Below are 18,008 nucleotides of genomic sequence, written 5' to 3'. Positions count from 1 at the left end.
AAAAAGGCTGGCGATGGCGCTGGCCTTGATGCCGCTTCCCGCCGTGGGTGCTCCGCCCGCGCCCCGCCCCAATATCGTCCTGCTGGTGGCGGACGATTGGGGCTATTCGGACATTGGCAGCTTCGGTAGCGAGATCCGCACCCCCAATATTGATGCGCTCGCCGCGCACGGCGTCCGCTTCGCCAATTTCCACGTCGCCGGATCGTGCGCTCCCACCCGCGCTATGTTGCAGACCGGCGTCAGCAGCCACCGCGCCGGGCTCGGCAACATGCCCGAAACCATTCCGCCCGAGCATATCGGCAAACCGGGTTATAACACCGTGCTCAACCACCATGTGGTGACGTTGGCGGAGGTGCTGCACCAGGCGGGCTATCGCACCTATCTCACCGGCAAATGGCATTTGGGCAAGGCGAGCGACGGGCTGCCGACCGCGCGTGGTTATGACCATGCCTTTTCGCTGGCGGATGCCGGGGCGGACAATTTCGAGCAGAAGCCGATCGCCGGGCTCTATGACAAGGCCGACTGGACCGAGGACGGTAGACCCGCCACCTTGCCGACGCCGTTTTATTCCTCGACCTTCATCGTCGATACGATGCTGCGCTACATCGATGCCGGGCGGGGATCGGGCAAGCCGTTCTTCGCCTCGGTCAATTTCCTGGCCAACCACATTCCGGTGCAAGCGCCCGACGCGTACATCGCGCGCTATGCCCATGCCTATGATGGCGGTTGGCGCGCTTTGCGCGCGGCGCGGCAGGCGCGGGCAATCGCCATGGGGCTGGTTCCACCGGAAACGCGCGCGGCGGTGATGCGCTCGACCGCCGACTGGAACCGGCTGTCGCCCGATCAACGCCATGCGGCGGCCCGGGCGATGGCGGCTTATGGCGGGATGGCGGAGGCGGCCGATCATGAGATCGGGCGTTTGATCGATCATCTGAAGGCGACGGGTGCGTATGACAATACGATCTTCGTGTTCCTGTCCGACAATGGCCCGGAACCGACCGACCCGCGCGGGCGGCTGCTCAACCGGCTGGTGCTCGGGCTGCTGCGCGATTTCGCGCCCGACCATCAGGGCGAGCGCGGCACGTTGACCGCGATTGGGCCGAGTTGGGCAAGTGCCGCCGCCGCGCCGCTTGCGGGCTACAAGTTTTCGGCCGGAGAAGGTGGCTTGCGCGTGCCGCTGATCGTGAGCTGGCCCGGTAATCCTGCGATGCGCAGCGGCACGATCGTTGGCGGCTTCACGCATGTGACCGATATTGCGCCCACCTTGCTTGCGCTGGCCGGGGTGCCCGCGCAGACCGGGCACTTTGCCGGGCGGGCGGTGGAGCCGATGGTTGGGTTCAGCCTGGCTGATATGCTGCTGGGCCGACGCACCAATGTGCATGGCGATACGCCGCTTGGCTATGAGCTATCGGGCAATGCGGCGTTGTTCCGCGGCGACTATAAGCTCGTCAAGAACCTGCCGCCGCTCGGCGACGGTCGCTGGCAGCTGTTCGACATCATGCACGATCCCGGCGAGACACACGATCTGTCGATCGAGCAACCCGATCGTTTCATCGGCATGCGCCGCGATTACGACGCCTTTGCCCGGCGCGATCAGGTGCTGCCAATGCCCGCCGGTTACACCGCCGACCAGCAGATCAGCGACAATGCCCTTCGGTATTGGTTGCCCAGGCTCCTCCCGGCGGTGCTGGGGGTCGCGGCGGCGGCGTTCGCAGTCGGCGTCGTACTTTGGCGTCGACGTCGCCGTGCCGCGATCAAAGCGCGCTAGCGCTCGCGTGTCGCGGCGAAGGTGACCTTGGGATAGCGGTCCGCGACATAGCTGACGTCCCAGGCCGTCTTCGCAAGGTACACGGGATTGCCGTCGCGATCCTTCGCCATGGAGGTGCGATTCAAGTCCATGAACGCCTTGAGGTCGGCCGGATCGGCTGCGGACACCCAACGCGCGGTATCATAAGGAGCCATTTCGAGCCCGGCATCGACCTTATATTCGGCCTCGAGCCGGCTCAGCAGCACTTCGAGCTGGAGCTGCCCGACCACGCCGATGATCCAGTTCGAGCCGATCTCAGGATAGAAGACCTGGGTCACGCCCTCTTCGGCCATGTCGTCCAATGCCTTGCGCAACTGCTTGGTCTTGGTCGGATCCTTCAGCGCAACGCGGCGCAGGATTTCCGGCGCGAAATTGGGGAGCCCCGTGAAGCGCACATCGGCGCGTTCGGACAGCGTATCCCCCACCCGCAAGGTGCCGTGGTTGGGAATGCCGATGATGTCGCCCGGAAACGCCTCATCCGCCAGTTCGCGTTCGCGCGCGAAGAACAGGATCGGCGAATGGATCGCGATCGGCTTGCCATGGCCGGTCGGCGTCAGCTTCATGCCACGCTTGAAGGTGCCCGAACACAGCCGCATGAAGGCGATGCGATCGCGGTGGTTGGGGTCCATATTGGCCTGGACCTTAAACACGAAGCCGGTGACATCGGCGCGATCGGGCCGCACCTCGGCGGGCTCGGCCGGTTGCGGGCGTGGGCCGGGCGCGTGGCGACCGAGCGCGTCGATCAGCTCGGCGACGCCAAAGTCCTTGAGCGCCGAGCCGAAATAGACCGGGGTCTGGTCGCCCGCGCGATACGCCTCGACGTCGAAGGCACCATAGCCGCCAAGCGCGAGTTCGGCCTCGTCGCGCAGCGTCGCGAGGCCGGGCGCGCTCAGCACGCCTTCCAGCGCGGGATCGTCTAGCCCGGTGAAACGCCGCGCCTTGCCCATGAATTCGCGGCTCGGCCCCTCGGGCTGGCTCAGCGCATTGGCGTGGAAATCGTAAATGCCCTCGAAATCGCTGCCCATGCCGACCGGCCAGCTCATCGGCGTGACGTCGAGCTGGAGCATTTCTGCGACTTCATCGAGCAATTCGAACGGCGGACGCCCTTCGCGATCGACCTTGTTGACGAAGGTGATGATCGGCACCGAGCGCAGACGGCAGACCTCGAACAATTTGCGCGTCTGCGCCTCGATACCGCGCGCGGCGTCGATCACCATGACTGCCGAATCGACCGCGGTCAGCGTGCGATAGGTATCCTCCGAGAAATCCTCGTGGCCCGGCGTGTCGAGCAGGTTGAAGGTGAGGCCGCCCATGCCTTCGATCTCGCGCTCGAAGGTCATCACCGAGGAGGTGACCGAGATGCCGCGCTGCTGCTCGATCTTCATCCAGTCCGAGCGCGCACGCCGGTTTTGCCCGCGCGCCTTGACCTCGCCCGCCAAATGAATCGCGCCGCCGAACAGCAACAGCTTTTCGGTCAGCGTGGTCTTGCCGGCGTCGGGGTGGGAAATGATCGCGAAGGTGCGGCGGTCGGAGGTGTGATTCATCGCCGCGCTGTAGCGCTTCAGGCCTCCAACGTCACCTGCATCGCGCAGCGCCATGTCGCAGCCGGTGCGATGGTGACGATGCCGGGTTTCTCACGGATGTCGCCGGTGAAGCCCTCGGGGTCGGCGATGCCGTGCCATGGCTCGATACAGACGAAGGCGGCACCAGGTTTGGTCCAGATGCCGAGCATCGGCGTGTCGGGGAAATCAACGCGGAGTTGCGGGCCGGTCGAGGCACCATAACGGACGCTTTGCGAATGGACTGGGTCCCAGATCAGCGCGTCCTGGGTGAACAGCGCGTGGTCGAGGGCGAGGGTTCGCCCTTGCAGCGGGGAGGGGCGGCGGCCGCTGGAAATCGCGCTGCCGACGAGTTCGCGCAAAGGGTCGGGTTCATCCTCGGCGAAGACGATGCGGTGGTCGGCGCGGGGCAGGCCATATGGCAGGGGCCAGGCGAAGGCGGGGTGGAAGCCGAAGCTGGCGGGCAGGGGGGACTCGCTGCGGTTTTCGATCGCCACTGCGATCTCGAGCGTCGCGTCGGTGATCGTGTAGGTGACGCGGAGTGCAAAGGCGAAGGGATAGACCGCGCGGGTCTCGGCGCTGTCCTGAAGCAGAAAGACCGCGTGCGTCGCGCTTTGCTCCACCAGCGTGAACAGGCTGCGGCGGGCGAAGCCGTGCTGCTTCATCGGATAGTCCGCGCCATCGATGTGCAGCACGTCGCCGTTGAGCCGCCCGACGATCGGGAAGAGCAAGGGCGCGTGGCCGGTCCAGAAAGCGGGGTCGGCATCGGTCATCAGTTCGCGGCCGTCGGCATCGCGCAGGTGGGTGAGTTCCGCACCGAACGGGTTGATCGCGGCGGAGAGCTGCGCGGTGGCGATGGTGATCAGGTTGGGTTGGGGCATAGCGTCGATCCTCCAATAAAAACCACGACCACCCCGGCGAAGGCCGGGGCCCAGGCGCGGGCCGGGCATGGCGAGTGCCGTGCCCTATTACCTCGACCCGCCCTGCTGGGCCCCGGCCTTCGCCGGGGTGGATGCGGGGTGACGCTCGGCCTTACCCCCGCAAACTTGCCCCAAGCTTCGCCGCCGCCGCCACGACCTTGTCCGCCACCGCCTTCAATTCCGCCTCGGTGAAGCTCTTCTCGCCCGGCTGGAGCGTGACTTCGACCGCGATGCTCTTGTGGCCCGGCTCGACGCCCGTGCCGGTGAACACGTCGAACACGCGCGCAGCCACGATCGCCGCTTTGTCCGCGCCGCGCGCCGCGCGCACCAGCGCGTCGCCCGACACGCTGTCGGGCACGAGGAAGGCGAAGTCGCGCCGCACCGCCTGCAGCGCCGGTGGCGCATAGGCCGCGCGGGCGAAGCTCGACGCGCGCTTGGGCGGAATCGCGTCGAGATACAGCTCGACCGCCGCGACCGGGCCATCGACGTCGAAGGCGCGCGTCGTCAGCGGGTGGACCATGCCGAACGCCGCGAGCACGGTCTTTGGCCCCAGCCGTAGCGTGCCCGATTGGCCGGGATGCCAGGCATCGCCCGCGTCGCCCATGACTTGCAGGTTATCGACCGGTGCCCCAGCCGCCGCCAGCAGCGCCAGCGCCTCGGCCTTTGCGTCAAAGGCGGTGAACAGTGTGGCCTTGCCGTTCTGCCACCCGCGCGGCCGCGCTTCGCCGGCCAGCACCACGCCCAGCGTCGGGCGTTCGCCGTCGGCAAGATAGCGTCGCCCAAGCTCGAACAGGCGAACGCCGCCAGCACCACGCTTCAAATTGCGCTCCGCTGCCGACAGCAAGCCGGGGAGCAGCGACGGGCGCATCACCTTCAGCTCCTCGCTGATCGGGTTGGCGAGCGTCCAGGTGCCGCCGCCGATCGCCTCGGCCTGGGTTTCCGAGAGGAAGCTCCAGGTGATCGTCTCGTTGAGACCGCGCGCGGCGGCGGCGCGGCGGACGCGGCTTTCGAGTCTTTGCGCAGGCGTCGCGGTCGGCTTGGCGACCCCCGCCGCGCGCGGCAGCGGGGTGGCGGGCACCGAATCGATGCCGACGATGCGGATCACTTCCTCGACCAGATCGGCCGGGCCATCGACATCGCGGCGCGCGGGCGGCGGCAGGACGGTCCAGTCGGCCTCGACCGTGAAGCCGAGCGCGGTCAGGATCTCGCGCTGACGCTCGGGCGCAACCGCCAGACCGCCGAGCGTTTCCGCGCGCGCCGGATCATAAGCGATGCGCTTGCGCGTGGTCGGCGGGGTGCCAGCATGGGTCGGCAGGCTGGCCGTGCCACCGCACAGATCGAGCACCAGCCGCGTCGCGATGGCGAGGCCCTGTTCGAGGAACGCCGGATCGACGCCGCGCTCGAAGCGCGAACGCGCGTCGGAGGTGAGCATCAGCGCCTGGCCGGTGCGGGCAATGCCGTCGGGATCGAAATAGGCGCATTCGATCACGATATCGGTGGTCTCGGGCGTCACGCCCGAATCCTCGCCGCCCATGATGCCGCCAATGTCATGGACGTGCGCGTCATCGGCGATGACGGTCATCGTCTCGGTGAGCGTGTACGTCTTGCCGTTGAGCGCGAGCACTTGCTCGCCCGCCGCCTTGCGCGCGACGAGGCCGCCCGACAGCTTGGCGCGATCATAGACGTGCAAGGGGCGGCCGAGATCGAACATCACGTAATTGGTGATGTCGACCAGCGTGGAAATCGACCGCTGGCCGATCGCGGTCAGGCGGCGGCGCATCCATTCGGGCGCGGTGCCGTTGACCAGGCCGGTGACGCTCTGCGCGTAGAAAGCGGGGCAGCCTTCGGCATCGTCGGTGCGGACGTCGGGGCCCGCGCCTGTGCCTTCGACGGGCGCATAAGCGAGCGGCTTGGCGGTGCCGAGCCCGGCGGCGACCAGATCGAGCGCGATGCCGCGCACGCCCATGCAATCGGGGCGGTTGGGGAGGACGTTGATCTCGATCACCGGGTCGTTCAGCCCGGCATAATCGGGATAGGCCATGCCGATCGGCGCATCGGCGGGAAGCTCGATGATGCCGTCATGGTCCTCGCCCAGTTCCAGCTCGCGCGTCGAACACATCATGCCGTTCGATTCGACCCCGCGGATGGCGGCGACTTTGAGCACCATGCCGTTCGAGGGCACCGTCGCGCCGGGCGAGCCGAACACGCCGACAAGGCCTGCGCGCGCATTGGGCGCACCGCACACGACCTGCAGCGGGCCGTCGCCGGCATCGACCGACAGGACTTGGAGCTTGTCCGCCTGCGGGTGCGGGGCGGCGCTGAGCACCTTCGCCACGCGGAACGCGGCGAGCTTGGCACCGGGATTCTCGACGCCTTCGACTTCAAGGCCGATGCGCGTCAGCGTCTCGACGATCGTCTCGAGCGAGGCGTCGGTGTCGATATGCTGCTTCAGCCAATCGAGCGTGACCTTCATGCGCCGACTCCCTGGCTCAGCGTGGGCACGTCGAGTGCCGAGAAACCGTAATGCTTCAACCAGCGCGCATCGCCTTCGAAGAAGGGCCGCAGATCATCCATGCCGTATTTGAGCATGGCGAGGCGATCGACCCCGACGCCGAAGGCGAAGCCCTGCCATTCCTCGGGATCGAGCCCGCACGCGGCGATCACCTTGGGGTGGACCATGCCGCTGCCGAGCAACTCCATCCAGCCCTCCGACCCGCCGAGCACGCGGCGGCCCTTTTCCATCGTCCAGCCGACGTCGACCTCCGCCGAGGGTTCGGTGAAGGGGAAATAGCTCGGGCGCAGGCGGAGCACGATGTCGTCGCGCTCGAAGAACGCCTTGAGGAAGGTCTCCAGCGTCCATTTGAGATGGCCGAGCGTGATGCCCTTGTCGATCACCAGCCCCTCGATCTGGTGGAACATCGGCGTGTGCGTCGCGTCCCAGTCCGAGCGATAGACGCGGCCCGGCGCGATGATGCGGATCGGCGGCTCCTGCCCCATCATCGTGCGGATCTGGACGGGCGAGGTGTGGGTGCGCAGAACCTTGGCCTCTTCGCCTTCGCCCGCCTTCAGGTAGAAGGTGTCGTGCATCGCGCGCGCGGGATGGCTCTCGGGCATGTTGAGCGCGGTGAAATTGTGCCACTGATCCTCGATCTCGGGGCCGGTGGCGACCGCGAAGCCGAGATCGGCGAATATCTCCGCCATTTCGTCGAGCACCTGGCTGACCGGGTGGACCGACCCCTGCGGTGCGGCCTCTGCCGGGAGCGTCATGTCGAGCGTCTCGCGCGCGAGCCTTGCATCGAGTTCGGCACGGTCGAGTGCGGCCTTGCGCTCGGCGATGGCGGTGGTCACCGCCTCGCGCACGCCCTGGATGCGCGGGCCCTGCACCAGCCGCTCGTCGGGCGACATGCCGCCCAGCGTCTTGAGCAAGGCGGTGATGCTGCCCTGCTTGCCGAGCAGGCTAACGCGGAGCGATTCGAGTTCAGCCGCGTCGGCTTCGCCGATTTTGGGCAGCAGCGATTCAGTATCGGCGAGGTCAGCCACACATATCTCCGTCATTCCCGCGAAGGCGGGAATCCATAATCACATCTTTGGCGATCGGAGCTAAGCCCAGTCCGACCGCCAGGTCCGTCCAGTCGGGATTGGACCGCTCAATCAAATTGAGCTTCCAGTCTCGGTTCCACTTTTTGAGCTGCTTTTCCCGGAGGATCGCGGCTTCCATCGTGTCCGCCATCTCGAAGTGGACCAGATGCACGACCCCGTAGCGGGAGGTAAAGCTCTTGATCAACCCTGCCCGGTGTTGTTGCAGGCGACCGATCAGGTTGGACGTAACGCCGATGTACAAGGTGCCGCATTTGCTGCTGGCGAGGATGTAGACGCAGGGCTGTTTTTCCATGCTCGCTTCACTCCCTTGCCGTCATTCCCGCACAGGCGGGAATCCACTGGCGTAACGATAGCACATCTGCCCGGTCGTTCGCCCTTATGGATCCCCGCCTGCGCGGGGATGACGGCAAGGGTGCGGCAAACCTCCAAAAGAAAAAGGCGCCGGTGTTGCCACCGACGCCCCAATCTTTCGTCTCGCAGCAGGTCGCCTTTAGGCGGCCTGGGGCAGAGCCGCCTTCGCCTGCGCGATGATGGCGCTAAACGCGGCACCTTCGTGCATCGCGATGTCGGCCAGGACCTTGCGGTCGAGCTGGACACCGGCGAGCTTCAGGCCGTGCATGAACACGCCGTAGGTCAGGCCTTCGGCACGGACAGCAGCGTTGATGCGCTGGATCCACAGTGCGCGGAAGTTGCGCTTCTTAACCTTGCGGTCGCGATAGGCGTACTGGCCAGCCTTTTCGACGGCCTGACGGGCGATACGGATCGTGTTCTTGCGACGGCCATAATAGCCCTTCGCCTGATTGAGGATCCGCTTGTGCTTAGCGTGGGTGGTTACACCCCGTTTGACGCGTGCCATTCTTTAATTCCTTTCCGCTCAGCCCAGACCGTAAGGCGCCCACGCCTTGACGGTTGCCGTATCGGCCTTCGACAGCACCTTGGTGCGACGGTTCTGGCGGATGTACTTGGCGTTGTGGCTCATCAGCCGGTGGCGCTTGCCAGCGACGCCGTGCTTCAGCAGGCCGCTCGCGGTGAGCTTGAAGCGCTTTTTAACGCCGCTCTTCGTCTTGAGTTTGGGCATTTTCGTCCTTTCAGTTGTGCGACGATCTATGAACGGCCACGGCAGCCCATACCGGCCGGGCAGTTCCTCTTACTCGCAGGAAGGCGGGCGCATAGCGGTGAGTCGCGCAAAACGCAAGATCAATGGCCGCGACAGGCGAGCAGTTCGAGAATTTCCTCGATCCGCGCCGGGTCGCCCGCAGCGATGACTTCACCGATCGAATCACCGGTGAGCGGATCGCCCGACCAATCACACATCCGCCCGCCCGCGCCCTCGACGATCGGGACGAGCGCTGCGAAATCATAAATCTTGAGCTGCGCTTCGACCACCACGTCGAGCCACCCGCTCGCCACGCAGCCGTAATTATAGCAATCGCCGCCGAGCACCGTGCTCATCACAGCAGCATCGAGATGCTCGAAGGCGTGGAGCTGGGTATCGTCGAACAAAGCGGGGGAGGTGGTCGCCAGCAGGGCCTTGGCAAGGTCGGGGCAGCGCCGCGCGACGGCTGCGGTGCCATTGAACAGGGTCGGGCGGCCCATCACGCCCAGCCAGCGTTCCTGCAGGATCGGCTGGTCGATCACGCCCATCATCGGCCAGCCGTCGATCATCAGCGCAATCAGCGTGCCGAAGATCGGGCGACCGGAGATGAAGGCGCGGGTGCCGTCGATCGGATCAAGCACCCAGGTCCGACCCGACGTGCCGTCCTTGGTGCCATATTCCTCCCCGATGATCGCGTCGGCGGGAAAGGCCCGTTCTATCAACGCGCGCATCGCCCCCTCGGCAGCCCGGTCGGCGAGTGTGACGGGCGAGGCATCCGATTTTGCCTCAAGCCCGTGGTCGGCCCGGTAATAAGGACGAATGGCAGATCCGGCGGCATCGGCGAGAGCCGCCGCAAGGGCAAGATCGGTGTCGGTAACGCGCATCTTGCTTGCGTAAACCGGCTCGCCGCGTTGCGCCAGCCCGCATGCCCCGGTTTCCCGCCCGAGTGCGCTCATCGCGCCTGCGGTCACCCAATGTTAGCAGTTTTGCGCTACTTCGTTCCTGCAGGCAGAGCGCGCTATCAAGCGACGCTTGGCGTAATGAGGCCAATGGAGCGATGGGGGCAGCAAGGGAAGCGAGGCTGATCGCCGTCGAAGAGCGGGCTGACGCCGTCTTTGACCGGATTCGCGCGTTCTTGACGCTTCACCGCTTGGGCCCCGACCCGGTCCATTACGCTTTCGCATATCACGTGATGACCAACCCGACGGGCGCGCTGGCCCGATCGGTGGCAACCCTGACCGAGGGCGGTATCCGACTTTCGACTCGGGACATCGAGGCCCTGGGTGGCGGCCTTGCGAGCCAGAACCCTACGCATTGGGGAGAAGCACTAACCCCCAGGGTCGATGACGACGTCGCGGCCAGGTTGGTGGCACAGACCCAGATGCACGTCGAAGGCTTTAGCGACATGATGCGGTCCATGCAGGAGGAGACGGCCGATTTCGGGCGCGATTTGGCTGCCAGCGCCAATGCGGTGCGCGGGGCCGCCACCGGTGCCGATGTCGTGCGACTGGCGACCGTAATGCTCGATCGCGTGCAATCGGCTGAGTCGCGCCTGGCCGTCGCGACGCGCGAAGCGGATCAGTTGCGCGCGAAGCTGGAGGAGGCACGGGGCGATGCGCGTCGCGATCCGCTGACCGGTTTGCCCAATCGTCGTGCCTTTGAGGAGGCGTTTTCCGAACAATCCCGTAATGGGCAGCGTTTGTGCCTGGCGGTATGCGATGTCGATCGCTTCAAACGCGTCAATGACCAGTTTGGCCACTCTGTGGGAGACCGGGTATTGCGCGCCATCGCGGCGGCATTGCGCGAGGCGTGCGCCAGCCACTTTGTCGCACGGTATGGCGGGGAGGAATTTGTCGTCCTGTTTCAAGGCGAAGATGCCGAGCAAGCCCGCGCTACCTTGGAGACTGCGCGGGTCGCCGTTGCGGCGAAGCGCTATCGCATCCGGGAAACCGACGCCCCCTTGGGCGCGGTGACGTTTTCGGGTGGGATCGCCGTAGCCGAACCGGGCGAGCCCCTCTGCTCGGTTTTCGGGCGTGCCGACCGGTTTTTGTATTTGGCCAAGGACAATGGCCGCAACCAACTTTGCAGCAACGGCATTTTTTGCCAATAGTTGGGAAGTTGTGCCAGTTTATTATTGCAGCGCAAGCGCCTTTCGCCACAATAGTTATTGTACATCAATATCTTGAGAACTTGGCACGCTCCCTGCAAATCCTTTGTGCGTTGGCGGACGGGTGGTCGGGACCGCCAAGTAACAAAGGGAAAATCATCATGTCCGTTCGTTTTGAATCGCTGTCGCGCGTTGCCTTTTCGCTCGTCGCCGCCGTCGCTTTCACCTTCGTTCTCGCATCCACGGCCGTGTCGCTCTCCCCGATCGCATGATCGGCGGAGGCGGCGTCTCTCGCTAAATGTTTGATTGGAGCGCTTTACCGCACACACCGCTCGTGGCACGTTTCCGCGCAACGACAAAGAGGTGGGTATGATCCGTGCGCGCGTCCCAACGGTTCTCTTTAGCCTGATCGTATTGCTGTCCGCCTGCGGCGAGGGGGGCGGCACGTCGAGCGGATCAACCCCAACGCCGACCGCGTCCACCCCGACCCCAACGCCAGCAAGCGGCGGAACTTGTTCCTTGCGGGATCGGCAGGATTGGGCGGCGGCGCAGTTGCGGGAATGGTATCTCTTTCCGGATACCTTGCCGAGCACGCTCGATCCCACGCCCTACACCACTGTAGGCGATTATATCGACGCGCTGACCGCGACCGCGCGCGCGCAGCGCAAGGACCGCTATTTCACCTATCTGACCTCGATCGCGTCGGAAAACGCTTATTATAATTCGGGTACCAGCGCGGGCTACGGCTTTCGCCTGACGCTTGACCCGACGGCGGGACGGCTGTTCGTCGCGGAGAGCTTTGAAGGCGCGCCGGCGCTTTCCGCCGGGCTGGACCGCGGCACCGAGATTCTCGCCATCGGCACCAGTGCGAATACCCTTCGCACGGTATCGGCGATCCTTGCGGCGGAGGGCAGCGCCGGGCTCAGCAACGCGCTGGGGCCGGACACCTCCGGCACGAGTCGCACGTTCCAGGTAACCGACACTGGCGGCACACGCACGGTATCGATCAGCAAGGCGGATTATGCGCTGACACCCGTTTCGAGCCGCTTTGGGGCGCAGATCCTCAACGATGGCGGGCGGCAAGTCGGCTACATCAACCTGCGCACCTTCATTTCGACGGCTGACCCGGCATTGCGCAGCGCCTTTGCGTCCTTCCGCGCGGCGGGCGTGACCAATATCATCATCGACCTGCGCTACAATGGCGGCGGGTTGATTTCGATCGCCGAGTTGATGAGCAATTTGCTCGGTGCGAACCGCTCCACCTCGGAGGTGATCGATTACACGACCTTCCGCCCTGAGAAAGCGGCGAACAACATAACCGCGATGTTCGCGCCGCAGCCCGAGTCGATTGCGCCAACCAGAGTTGCGTTCATCGGTACCCCCGGCACCGCGTCGGCCAGCGAGTTGGTGATCGCCGCCCAAATCCCGTATTTGCACGCCAATGCCGCGCTGATCGGCACCAATACTTACGGCAAGCCGGTCGGCCAGATCGCGCTCGACCGGTCGCAATGCGACGATCGTCTCCGCGTCATTGCCTTTGCGCTGCAGAATGCGAACCGACAGGGGGCCTATTACAATGGTCTTGTGGGAACGGTGGAGGCCAGTTGCCAGGCGGATGATGATTTGACCCACGCAATGGGCAGCCCGCAGGAGCATTCCACCCGTGCGGCGCTCGACTATCTGGCCGGGCGCAGTTGTACTGCGGTTACTGCCAGCGGCGCGTTGCAAAGCGGTCAGAGCACCCGCATCGCCGCACCCAAACAGCCGATGGAACTGCTGTCGCCGGAACGCCCCGGCACCGTCCAACGGGAGGTGCCGGGCGCGTTCTGACGACGTCGTCCAAGGGTTACTGCGCGGGAACCGCATCCTCGGCGGTGAGGTTAACCCGGCTCGTCGCCAGGTCGGTCAGCTTGTCGTCGGTCGCATATTCTTCGTTGAGCGTTTCCTGCAGAATCGCGGCAACATCGGTGCGGCCGAGCTGATTGGCCCAGGCGATCAAGGTGCCGTAGCGCGTAATCTCATAATGCTCGACCGCCTGAGCCGATGCGATCAACGCTGCATCGAGCACCGCTTTGTCGGCAATGTCGCCCGCGACTTCATTGGCTTCCTTGATGATGCCTTCGATCGCCGGACACGTCGCCCCTTTGGGCTGCTCTCCGATCAGGTCGAACACTTGCTCGAGGCGCTGAACTTGGCCCTCGGTTTCGCGCAGGTGGGTTTCAAAGCCCGTCTTGAGCGATCCATTGGTCGCTTTCTCGGCCATCTTGGGAAGCGCTTTCAGGATTTGATGCTCGGCATAATAGACGTCCTGCAACTGATGCAGAAACAGATCCTCGAATGTCACGATGTCTTTGGTGAACAGTCCCACAGCATGTCTCCTAACGCATTTTCGGGGGCGGTACGCCGGGCGCGAAGGGGGCACGCCCGGCGTCTGCCATCAACGGTGCGCGCGCAAAGAGGTTGCTGGGGCATCCCGGAAATCATGTTGACTTCGATCAAGCGACGCCCTTTTACGACGCGCGAATTGATGCGGGTTGCAATGCCTTTTGGGATTAAGGTCCTTTGGGGCCTTCCGCCCCGGTCAGGAACCGCAATGGCCAAGAGCCAGAAGAAGTCGAACAAGGAAGTGCGCAAGCCCAAGGCCGAAAAGGCCCCCAAGGCAAATGCCTCCAACCCAACCTCCAAGGGCCAGCCGGTGGCGATGGTCAATATCAAGGGATGAACATGACGGGCGACGACGAAACCTTCGTCTATGATGAAGCGACCGGCGAATGGGTCGCCGCCAGTGCCGTGGGCACGGCGGCGAGCGAGGATGACGCGGTGGTGGTGCGCGATTCGGTCGGCAATGTGCTGGCCGATGGCGACCAGGTGACGCTGATCAAGGATTTGACCGTGAAGGGTGCCGGGCAGACGCTGAAGCGCGGCACGCTGATCAAGTCGATCCGCCTGACCGGTGACGCGCAGGAAATCGACTGCCGGTATGAGGGCATCAAGGGCCTCGTGCTGCGCGCCGAGTTCGTCAAGAAGCGCTGAGCCTTCCGCGTGGCCGAGCGCGCGATCAAGCTGCATCCGAGCTGGCGCGAACCGCTGTTGGCGGAGTTCGAGCAGCCGTACATGCAGGCGCTCAAGGGCTTCCTCGCCGCCGAGCGCGCAGCGGGCACGGTGGTCTTCCCCAAGCCCGCCGCCTGGTTCCGCGCGCTCGATCTGACGCCCCGCGAGGACGTGCGCGTCGTCATATTGGGGCAGGACCCCTATCACGGCGCGGGGCAGGCGCATGGCCTGTGCTTCTCGGTCCAGCCCGGGGTGCGCCTGCCGCCGAGCCTGCGCAATATCTATAAGGAGCTGGAGGCCGATCTCGGCATTCCACCCGCGCGGCATGGCTTTCTGGAGAGCTGGGCCCGCCAAGGCGTGCTGCTGCTCAACGCGGTGCTGACGGTGCGCGAGGGTGCCGCCGCCTCACATCAGGGGCAGGGGTGGGAACGCTTCACCGACGCCGTAATCCGGCTGGTGGCGGAAAGCGCGCAGCCGACCGTCTTCATCCTATGGGGCGCGCACGCGCAGAGGAAGGCCGCCTTCATCACCGACGCGACGCAGGGTGGGCGGCATCTGGTGCTGAAATCGGCGCACCCGTCGCCCTTGTCCGCGCATAACGGATTTTTCGGCAGTCGGCCGTTTTCGCGGGCCAATGCGTTCCTGGTTGCGCACGGCAGAGCGCCGATCGACTGGACGGTGCCAGAGACGGTGTGAAGCTGTCGCCTAGCGCGGCGCGCGCAGGACGGTGCGCCATCCCGTATAGCCAATCGCGACCAGCAACAGCGCCTGCGTGGCGAGCACGATCGGCTCACCGCCGGTCGGTGCCAATGCGTGGAGCGCGGGCACCTTCTGATAGGATTGCACCACCAGCACGACCATGTTGAGCCACTGGGCGAGCAAGGCGGTGGCCAGGAACAGCGCCCGCCACCGCCCGGCGAGCTTGCCGCCATAGAGCGCCAATAGCGCAACCGCGAGCAATGCCAGCGAAACGACGCCGAAGATGAAGGGCGGGCCGATCGGTTTGGGCGGAAACAGGAAGCCGGTAACGCTGGTCAGGATCGTGAACACCAGAAAGATTGCGTTGGCGGTGGAACGCCATCGCCCGGTTGTGAGGCTCGCGAAAAAGACGACCCCCGCAGCGATGCCGACCAGGCTGATCGCGGTGTGGAGCAGCGTGAAGGCGTGGAGCGACAGGCCGAACATCATGCGGATTCCCCCCGGAATGCTGGTGGGACTGTAACAGAAAGCGCGCGTCGGCAGGAGTCGTTTCGAAGGCGGTACAGAAATCTTGACATTGGACAAAGTTTTGTCCATAGTTTGCGGATGCAAGCCGTATCCTATTCCGAAGCGCGCGAGAATCTGAAGGCGATGATCGACAAGGTCGTCGCCGACCGCGCCCCGCTCGCCATCACGCGCCAGCGTGGCGAGGGGGCGGTGCTGGTGTCGGCGAGCGAATGGGCGTCGATCGAGGAGACGCTGTATTTGCTGTCATCGCCCGCCAATGCCAAGCGGTTGCTGGAGGCGGTGCGCGGGTTCGAGGCGGAAGAGCCGAAGGCCGTGTCTTTCCCGTGAACGTGGCGTTCTGGCCAACGGCGTGGGAAGATTACCGCCACTGGCAGGAGCAGGACGCGAAGACGCTCGACAAGCTCCACACCCTGATCGAGGAATGCCGCCGCCACCCGTTCAAGGGCACCGGCAAGCCGGAGCCGCTTGGCGGGAATTTATCGGGCTGGTGGTCGCGGCGGATCAGCCAGGAACACCGGCTGGTGTACCGAGTGGTGGGGAGCGGGGCTGCGCAGACATTGCAAGTGGCGCAGTGCCGGTATCATTATTGAGGTGCTTGTCGGTCTTGTCCGGTCATCATATATTTCGGCGATGGCGCAGCTAAACGTCTTCCTTCCCCACGATCTCCAAAGTTGGGCAGACGCGCGCGCTGTCGAGGGCGGGTTTGGCTCTACCGGCGACTATATTTGCGATCTGGTGCGGCGCGACCGCGACGATGCCGAGAAGGCCAAGGCGTTGCAGGCAGCGATCGATTCGGCAGACGGAATCATCTAATCATAGATGAGCAGCCAGTAAATCTAACAACTCCGGCAACCGCGACGATACCTTATTTGCTTTAACGTGCTTAAAAAAATCGCTCTTAAGTGCGTTGGGAACCCCTCTAGTCCAGAACCACTCGGCTGTGCCGCCTTCGGCTGAACGAAGCGCATGTGAAACAGCTTGTGGGAGAGATTTATGATATTCTTCACGAATGCGAACTGCGGCCTCATCCTTTTGTGAGGAATTCATTAACCCATAAAGTATTTTTGCTGCTGTGGATCCGTCATAAAGAAATTCTAGGGGGAAGAAGCATTTTTCGGAAGATATTTTGTATTTGTCTAAGAAAGCTTCGAACTCGTTAGTGATTGGAAGGCATAAGGCTTTAATATTTTCCGTAACCGAGAACGGCGTTTTGTAATCTGATACGCCGGTGATATTAGAGAACGCGTTCCGTCCGGCAGTATCAAAATCAAACAAAAAAATTGTTTTAGTTTCGGATATGCCGCTACCATCCGCATAGACCTTCTTTAGTAGTTCTGCGGTCGTAGAAGGGCTACCTTTCAGTTTCTTAACGATCGCTTGGTCGTTTATAGCCTTCAGTAACGGCGATAGGCATGCGACTTCACTTTCGCCTTCGACGAAGACGCAGGGGCGTTTAATCTCTTTTAATTGATTGCTTAGAGCCTCAGTTTGCTGAGCTAATAATTCTTTGTCTGCCTGCAACTCAGACAATCTTCGGATTACGTATGGAAGTTCGTGGAGGCTGGCATCTCCCATTGCACTTTCGGCAAGGTCTACTGTATCGATCGGACGTATTGCCTGGGGAGGTGCTACCTTATCTCCCACACGTCCTTGTTTCGAAACGAAAGCTCGACGTACAACCGCAGAATTATTCGTAGATGATGCTAAATAGAAGGCCGGAGAATGACTTGTAACGAAAATTTGAGTATCGTTGCGGGAAGCAAATTGAACAAACCTATTTGCTTCCGCAACGGCGGCGCCTAAGTCTAATGAATTCTCCGGCTCTTCAAATCCCCAAATGAAGCTCTTATACGAGCTCTCATTTTGATTTATATATCTCAATAGCTCAGGTATGTGGCGGGCTTTTATGCCGTCGCCTTTTTGAAGTAATAGCGAATGATTATCATCTCCGTGGCTAAAATCGAGAGATTTAAATAGGTCGCCCATATCGTTAGGGGCCGCTAGACTAGCGGGGGCTCCGAGTGTCAGTGCCAACGACGATGATAATTCATCAGTGGCGGACCGAATGCTGTTAATGAATTGGCCTGTGGCAGCCTCTAGAGCTTTGCTCTCGGCCGCAGCATCGTACATACGACGAACTAATCGACTAAATGTCTCGACATCTTTAATCGCTGGCACATAAGTATAATCAATCGTTCCTAAAAACTTTGTTATCTGTATTTTTTGTCCTTTGGTTACGCCACGCGGATAAGTGTCGGTAACCTCACCGTCTCTGTTCCACTGGCGTTTTATCCAGATCGTCTCGCCGAGGGATTTACGATAATTTGCCGGAACGTTGAAATAAATGCGGACACTAAAAAACTGCCGACTAGAGCCGCGCTGTGCTTCGAGCCTTCGAGTGTCGCTTAAGTCTATGTCAAAGTCAGGCTCGCGATCGAGATCGCTTTCATAATTGAAAAATAGGTTAAGTGCCCGTAGAAAATTAGATTTTCCACTGTCATTCCGACCGAACAGGATCGTTAGGTCGCCTGCCGGGTTTAAATGAGCCTTATACAGCGATCGGAAATAGTTTATCTCTACGCTCTCTATCAACCTCATTGTACCCCTCCGTCGGCCAAGGTACCTTTAATTGTGACCGACG

Annotated in this window: 20 protein-coding genes; 9 read left to right on the top strand and 11 right to left on the bottom strand. The window is 63.0% G+C overall.

The genetic code is table 11. The features are described from left to right. Nucleotides 1–13 precede the first annotated feature (13 nt). On the top strand, nt 14–1,768 hold the full coding sequence (locus ACP7BL_RS10470) for a sulfatase-like hydrolase/transferase (protein WP_426258291.1): 1,755 nt from the start codon (nt 14–16) through the stop codon (nt 1,766–1,768). On the opposite strand, the gene ACP7BL_RS10465 is transcribed toward ACP7BL_RS10470, so the two are convergent. The 8 genes from ACP7BL_RS10465 to hisN all read right to left on the bottom strand — a co-directional run bounded on the left by ACP7BL_RS10465 (nt 1,765) and on the right by hisN (nt 9,866). Next, entirely contained in the window at nt 1,765–3,351 is a 1,587-nt protein-coding gene (locus ACP7BL_RS10465; RefSeq protein WP_426258365.1) for a peptide chain release factor 3, read from the bottom strand. The genes ACP7BL_RS10470 and ACP7BL_RS10465 overlap by 4 nt on opposite strands. A gap of 17 nt (nt 3,352–3,368) precedes the next feature. Beyond that, nucleotides 3,369–4,247 carry an aldose 1-epimerase family protein gene (locus ACP7BL_RS10460; RefSeq protein ID WP_426258290.1) on the bottom strand — a complete coding sequence of 293 codons (879 nt, stop codon included), beginning with the start codon at nt 4,245–4,247 and terminating at the stop codon, nt 3,369–3,371. 151 nt (nt 4,248–4,398) lie between these two features. Beyond that, nucleotides 4,399–6,759, bottom strand: a complete 2,361-nt coding sequence (gene pheT, locus ACP7BL_RS10455) for a phenylalanine--tRNA ligase subunit beta (protein WP_299109350.1) — start codon at nt 6,757–6,759, stop codon at nt 4,399–4,401. Next, complete coding sequence (pheS, locus tag ACP7BL_RS10450; RefSeq protein WP_299109352.1) at nt 6,756–7,841, bottom strand: phenylalanine--tRNA ligase subunit alpha; 1,086 nt, start codon at nt 7,839–7,841, stop codon at nt 6,756–6,758. The genes pheT and pheS overlap by 4 nt, the downstream gene beginning before the upstream one ends. After that, the gene (locus tag ACP7BL_RS10445) at nt 7,819–8,178 is read right to left on the bottom strand and encodes a GIY-YIG nuclease family protein (RefSeq protein ID WP_299109355.1); all 360 of its coding nucleotides are present in this window, start codon (nt 8,176–8,178) and stop codon (nt 7,819–7,821) included. Before ACP7BL_RS10445 ends, pheS begins: the two co-directional genes overlap by 23 nt. A gap of 198 nt (nt 8,179–8,376) precedes the next feature. Further along, the gene (gene rplT, locus ACP7BL_RS10440; RefSeq protein WP_010406000.1) at nt 8,377–8,742 is read right to left on the bottom strand and encodes a 50S ribosomal protein L20; all 366 of its coding nucleotides are present in this window, start codon (nt 8,740–8,742) and stop codon (nt 8,377–8,379) included. 18 nt (nt 8,743–8,760) lie between these two features. Beyond that, entirely contained in the window at nt 8,761–8,964 is a 204-nt protein-coding gene (gene rpmI, locus ACP7BL_RS10435; protein ID WP_010406001.1) for a 50S ribosomal protein L35, read from the bottom strand. A gap of 119 nt (nt 8,965–9,083) precedes the next feature. Further along, nucleotides 9,084–9,866, bottom strand: a complete 783-nt coding sequence (hisN, locus tag ACP7BL_RS10430; RefSeq protein WP_033963624.1) for a histidinol-phosphatase — start codon at nt 9,864–9,866, stop codon at nt 9,084–9,086. Nucleotides 9,867–10,039: 173 nt separating this feature from the next. On the opposite strand from hisN, the gene ACP7BL_RS10425 reads away from it, so the two are divergent. Both ACP7BL_RS10425 and ACP7BL_RS10420 read left to right on the top strand, forming a co-directional pair. Then, nucleotides 10,040–11,092, top strand: a complete 1,053-nt coding sequence (locus ACP7BL_RS10425) for a GGDEF domain-containing protein (protein WP_033963597.1) — start codon at nt 10,040–10,042, stop codon at nt 11,090–11,092. 516 nt (nt 11,093–11,608) lie between these two features. Next, nucleotides 11,609–12,919 (top strand): S41 family peptidase, encoded by a 1,311-nt coding sequence (locus tag ACP7BL_RS10420; RefSeq protein ID WP_126846165.1) that lies wholly within the window; start codon nt 11,609–11,611, stop codon nt 12,917–12,919. A 16-nt stretch (nt 12,920–12,935) separates the two neighbouring features. Here ACP7BL_RS10420 and ACP7BL_RS10415 read toward each other — a convergent pair whose 3' ends face one another. After that, on the bottom strand, nt 12,936–13,457 hold the full coding sequence (locus ACP7BL_RS10415) for a ferritin-like domain-containing protein (RefSeq protein WP_126845836.1): 522 nt from the start codon (nt 13,455–13,457) through the stop codon (nt 12,936–12,938). Nucleotides 13,458–13,682: 225 nt separating this feature from the next. Here ACP7BL_RS10415 and ACP7BL_RS10410 point away from each other — a divergent pair, with 225 nt between their 5' ends. From ACP7BL_RS10410 to ung, 3 genes are read left to right on the top strand one after another with little or no spacing between them, the layout of a single operon-like run. Beyond that, on the top strand, nt 13,683–13,811 hold the full coding sequence (locus tag ACP7BL_RS10410) for a hypothetical protein (RefSeq protein ID WP_260591484.1): 129 nt from the start codon (nt 13,683–13,685) through the stop codon (nt 13,809–13,811). Nucleotides 13,812–13,813: 2 nt separating this feature from the next. After that, nucleotides 13,814–14,122, top strand: coding sequence for an alkylphosphonate utilization protein (locus ACP7BL_RS10405; RefSeq protein WP_299109382.1), 309 nt, complete (start codon nt 13,814–13,816; stop codon nt 14,120–14,122). Nucleotides 14,123–14,131: 9 nt separating this feature from the next. After that, nucleotides 14,132–14,836, top strand: a complete 705-nt coding sequence (gene ung / locus ACP7BL_RS10400) for a uracil-DNA glycosylase (RefSeq protein ID WP_126845838.1) — start codon at nt 14,132–14,134, stop codon at nt 14,834–14,836. Nucleotides 14,837–14,845: 9 nt separating this feature from the next. Here the strand turns inward: ung and ACP7BL_RS10395 are convergent, their stop codons facing one another. After that, nucleotides 14,846–15,328 (bottom strand): hypothetical protein, encoded by a 483-nt coding sequence (locus ACP7BL_RS10395; RefSeq protein WP_126845840.1) that lies wholly within the window; start codon nt 15,326–15,328, stop codon nt 14,846–14,848. A 117-nt stretch (nt 15,329–15,445) separates the two neighbouring features. On the opposite strand from ACP7BL_RS10395, the gene ACP7BL_RS10390 reads away from it, so the two are divergent. From ACP7BL_RS10390 to ACP7BL_RS10380, 3 genes are read left to right on the top strand one after another with little or no spacing between them, the layout of a single operon-like run. Further along, nucleotides 15,446–15,694 (top strand): type II toxin-antitoxin system Phd/YefM family antitoxin, encoded by a 249-nt coding sequence (locus ACP7BL_RS10390; RefSeq protein WP_299109392.1) that lies wholly within the window; start codon nt 15,446–15,448, stop codon nt 15,692–15,694. Continuing rightward, on the top strand, nt 15,691–15,957 hold the full coding sequence (locus ACP7BL_RS10385; protein WP_299109395.1) for a Txe/YoeB family addiction module toxin: 267 nt from the start codon (nt 15,691–15,693) through the stop codon (nt 15,955–15,957). The genes ACP7BL_RS10390 and ACP7BL_RS10385 overlap by 4 nt, the downstream gene beginning before the upstream one ends. Nucleotides 15,958–15,997: 40 nt before the next feature. Next, the gene (locus ACP7BL_RS10380; RefSeq protein WP_299109398.1) at nt 15,998–16,180 is read left to right on the top strand and encodes a ribbon-helix-helix domain-containing protein; all 183 of its coding nucleotides are present in this window, start codon (nt 15,998–16,000) and stop codon (nt 16,178–16,180) included. Here the strand turns inward: ACP7BL_RS10380 and ACP7BL_RS10375 are convergent, their stop codons facing one another. Beyond that, nucleotides 16,181–17,965 carry an ATP-dependent nuclease gene (locus tag ACP7BL_RS10375; protein ID WP_299109400.1) on the bottom strand — a complete coding sequence of 595 codons (1,785 nt, stop codon included), beginning with the start codon at nt 17,963–17,965 and terminating at the stop codon, nt 16,181–16,183. Between the last annotated feature and the right edge of the window lie 43 nt (nt 17,966–18,008).

This window comes from Sphingomonas sp. DC1600-2 (genome assembly GCF_049897605.1).
Classification (GTDB): Bacteria; Pseudomonadota; Alphaproteobacteria; order Sphingomonadales; family Sphingomonadaceae; genus Sphingomonas.
This window is presented reverse-complemented; position numbering and strand designations above follow the sequence as displayed.

Bases quoted from the DNA above. Each gene is read 5' to 3' on its own strand.
- ACP7BL_RS10405 (WP_299109382.1), top strand. From the start codon at position 13,814: ATGACGGGCGACGACGAAACCTTCGTCTATGATGAAGCGACCGGCGAA.
- pheT (WP_299109350.1), bottom strand. From the start codon at position 6,759: ATGAAGGTCACGCTCGATTGGCTGAAGCAGCATATCGACACCGACGCC.
- ACP7BL_RS10445 (WP_299109355.1), bottom strand. From the start codon at position 8,178: ATGGAAAAACAGCCCTGCGTCTACATCCTCGCCAGCAGCAAATGCGGC.
- ACP7BL_RS10465 (WP_426258365.1), bottom strand. From the start codon at position 3,351: ATGAATCACACCTCCGACCGCCGCACCTTCGCGATCATTTCCCACCCC.
- hisN (WP_033963624.1), bottom strand. From the start codon at position 9,866: ATGCGCGTTACCGACACCGATCTTGCCCTTGCGGCGGCTCTCGCCGAT.
- ACP7BL_RS10425 (WP_033963597.1), top strand. From the start codon at position 10,040: ATGGGGGCAGCAAGGGAAGCGAGGCTGATCGCCGTCGAAGAGCGGGCT.
- ACP7BL_RS10390 (WP_299109392.1), top strand. From the start codon at position 15,446: ATGCAAGCCGTATCCTATTCCGAAGCGCGCGAGAATCTGAAGGCGATG.
- rplT (WP_010406000.1), bottom strand. From the start codon at position 8,742: ATGGCACGCGTCAAACGGGGTGTAACCACCCACGCTAAGCACAAGCGG.
- ACP7BL_RS10470 (WP_426258291.1), top strand. From the start codon at position 14: ATGGCGCTGGCCTTGATGCCGCTTCCCGCCGTGGGTGCTCCGCCCGCG.
- rpmI (WP_010406001.1), bottom strand. From the start codon at position 8,964: ATGCCCAAACTCAAGACGAAGAGCGGCGTTAAAAAGCGCTTCAAGCTC.
- ACP7BL_RS10410 (WP_260591484.1), top strand. From the start codon at position 13,683: ATGGCCAAGAGCCAGAAGAAGTCGAACAAGGAAGTGCGCAAGCCCAAG.
- ACP7BL_RS10395 (WP_126845840.1), bottom strand. From the start codon at position 15,328: ATGATGTTCGGCCTGTCGCTCCACGCCTTCACGCTGCTCCACACCGCG.
- ACP7BL_RS10380 (WP_299109398.1), top strand. From the start codon at position 15,998: ATGGCGCAGCTAAACGTCTTCCTTCCCCACGATCTCCAAAGTTGGGCA.
- ACP7BL_RS10375 (WP_299109400.1), bottom strand. From the start codon at position 17,965: ATGAGGTTGATAGAGAGCGTAGAGATAAACTATTTCCGATCGCTGTAT.
- ACP7BL_RS10460 (WP_426258290.1), bottom strand. From the start codon at position 4,247: ATGCCCCAACCCAACCTGATCACCATCGCCACCGCGCAGCTCTCCGCC.
- pheS (WP_299109352.1), bottom strand. From the start codon at position 7,841: ATGACGGAGATATGTGTGGCTGACCTCGCCGATACTGAATCGCTGCTG.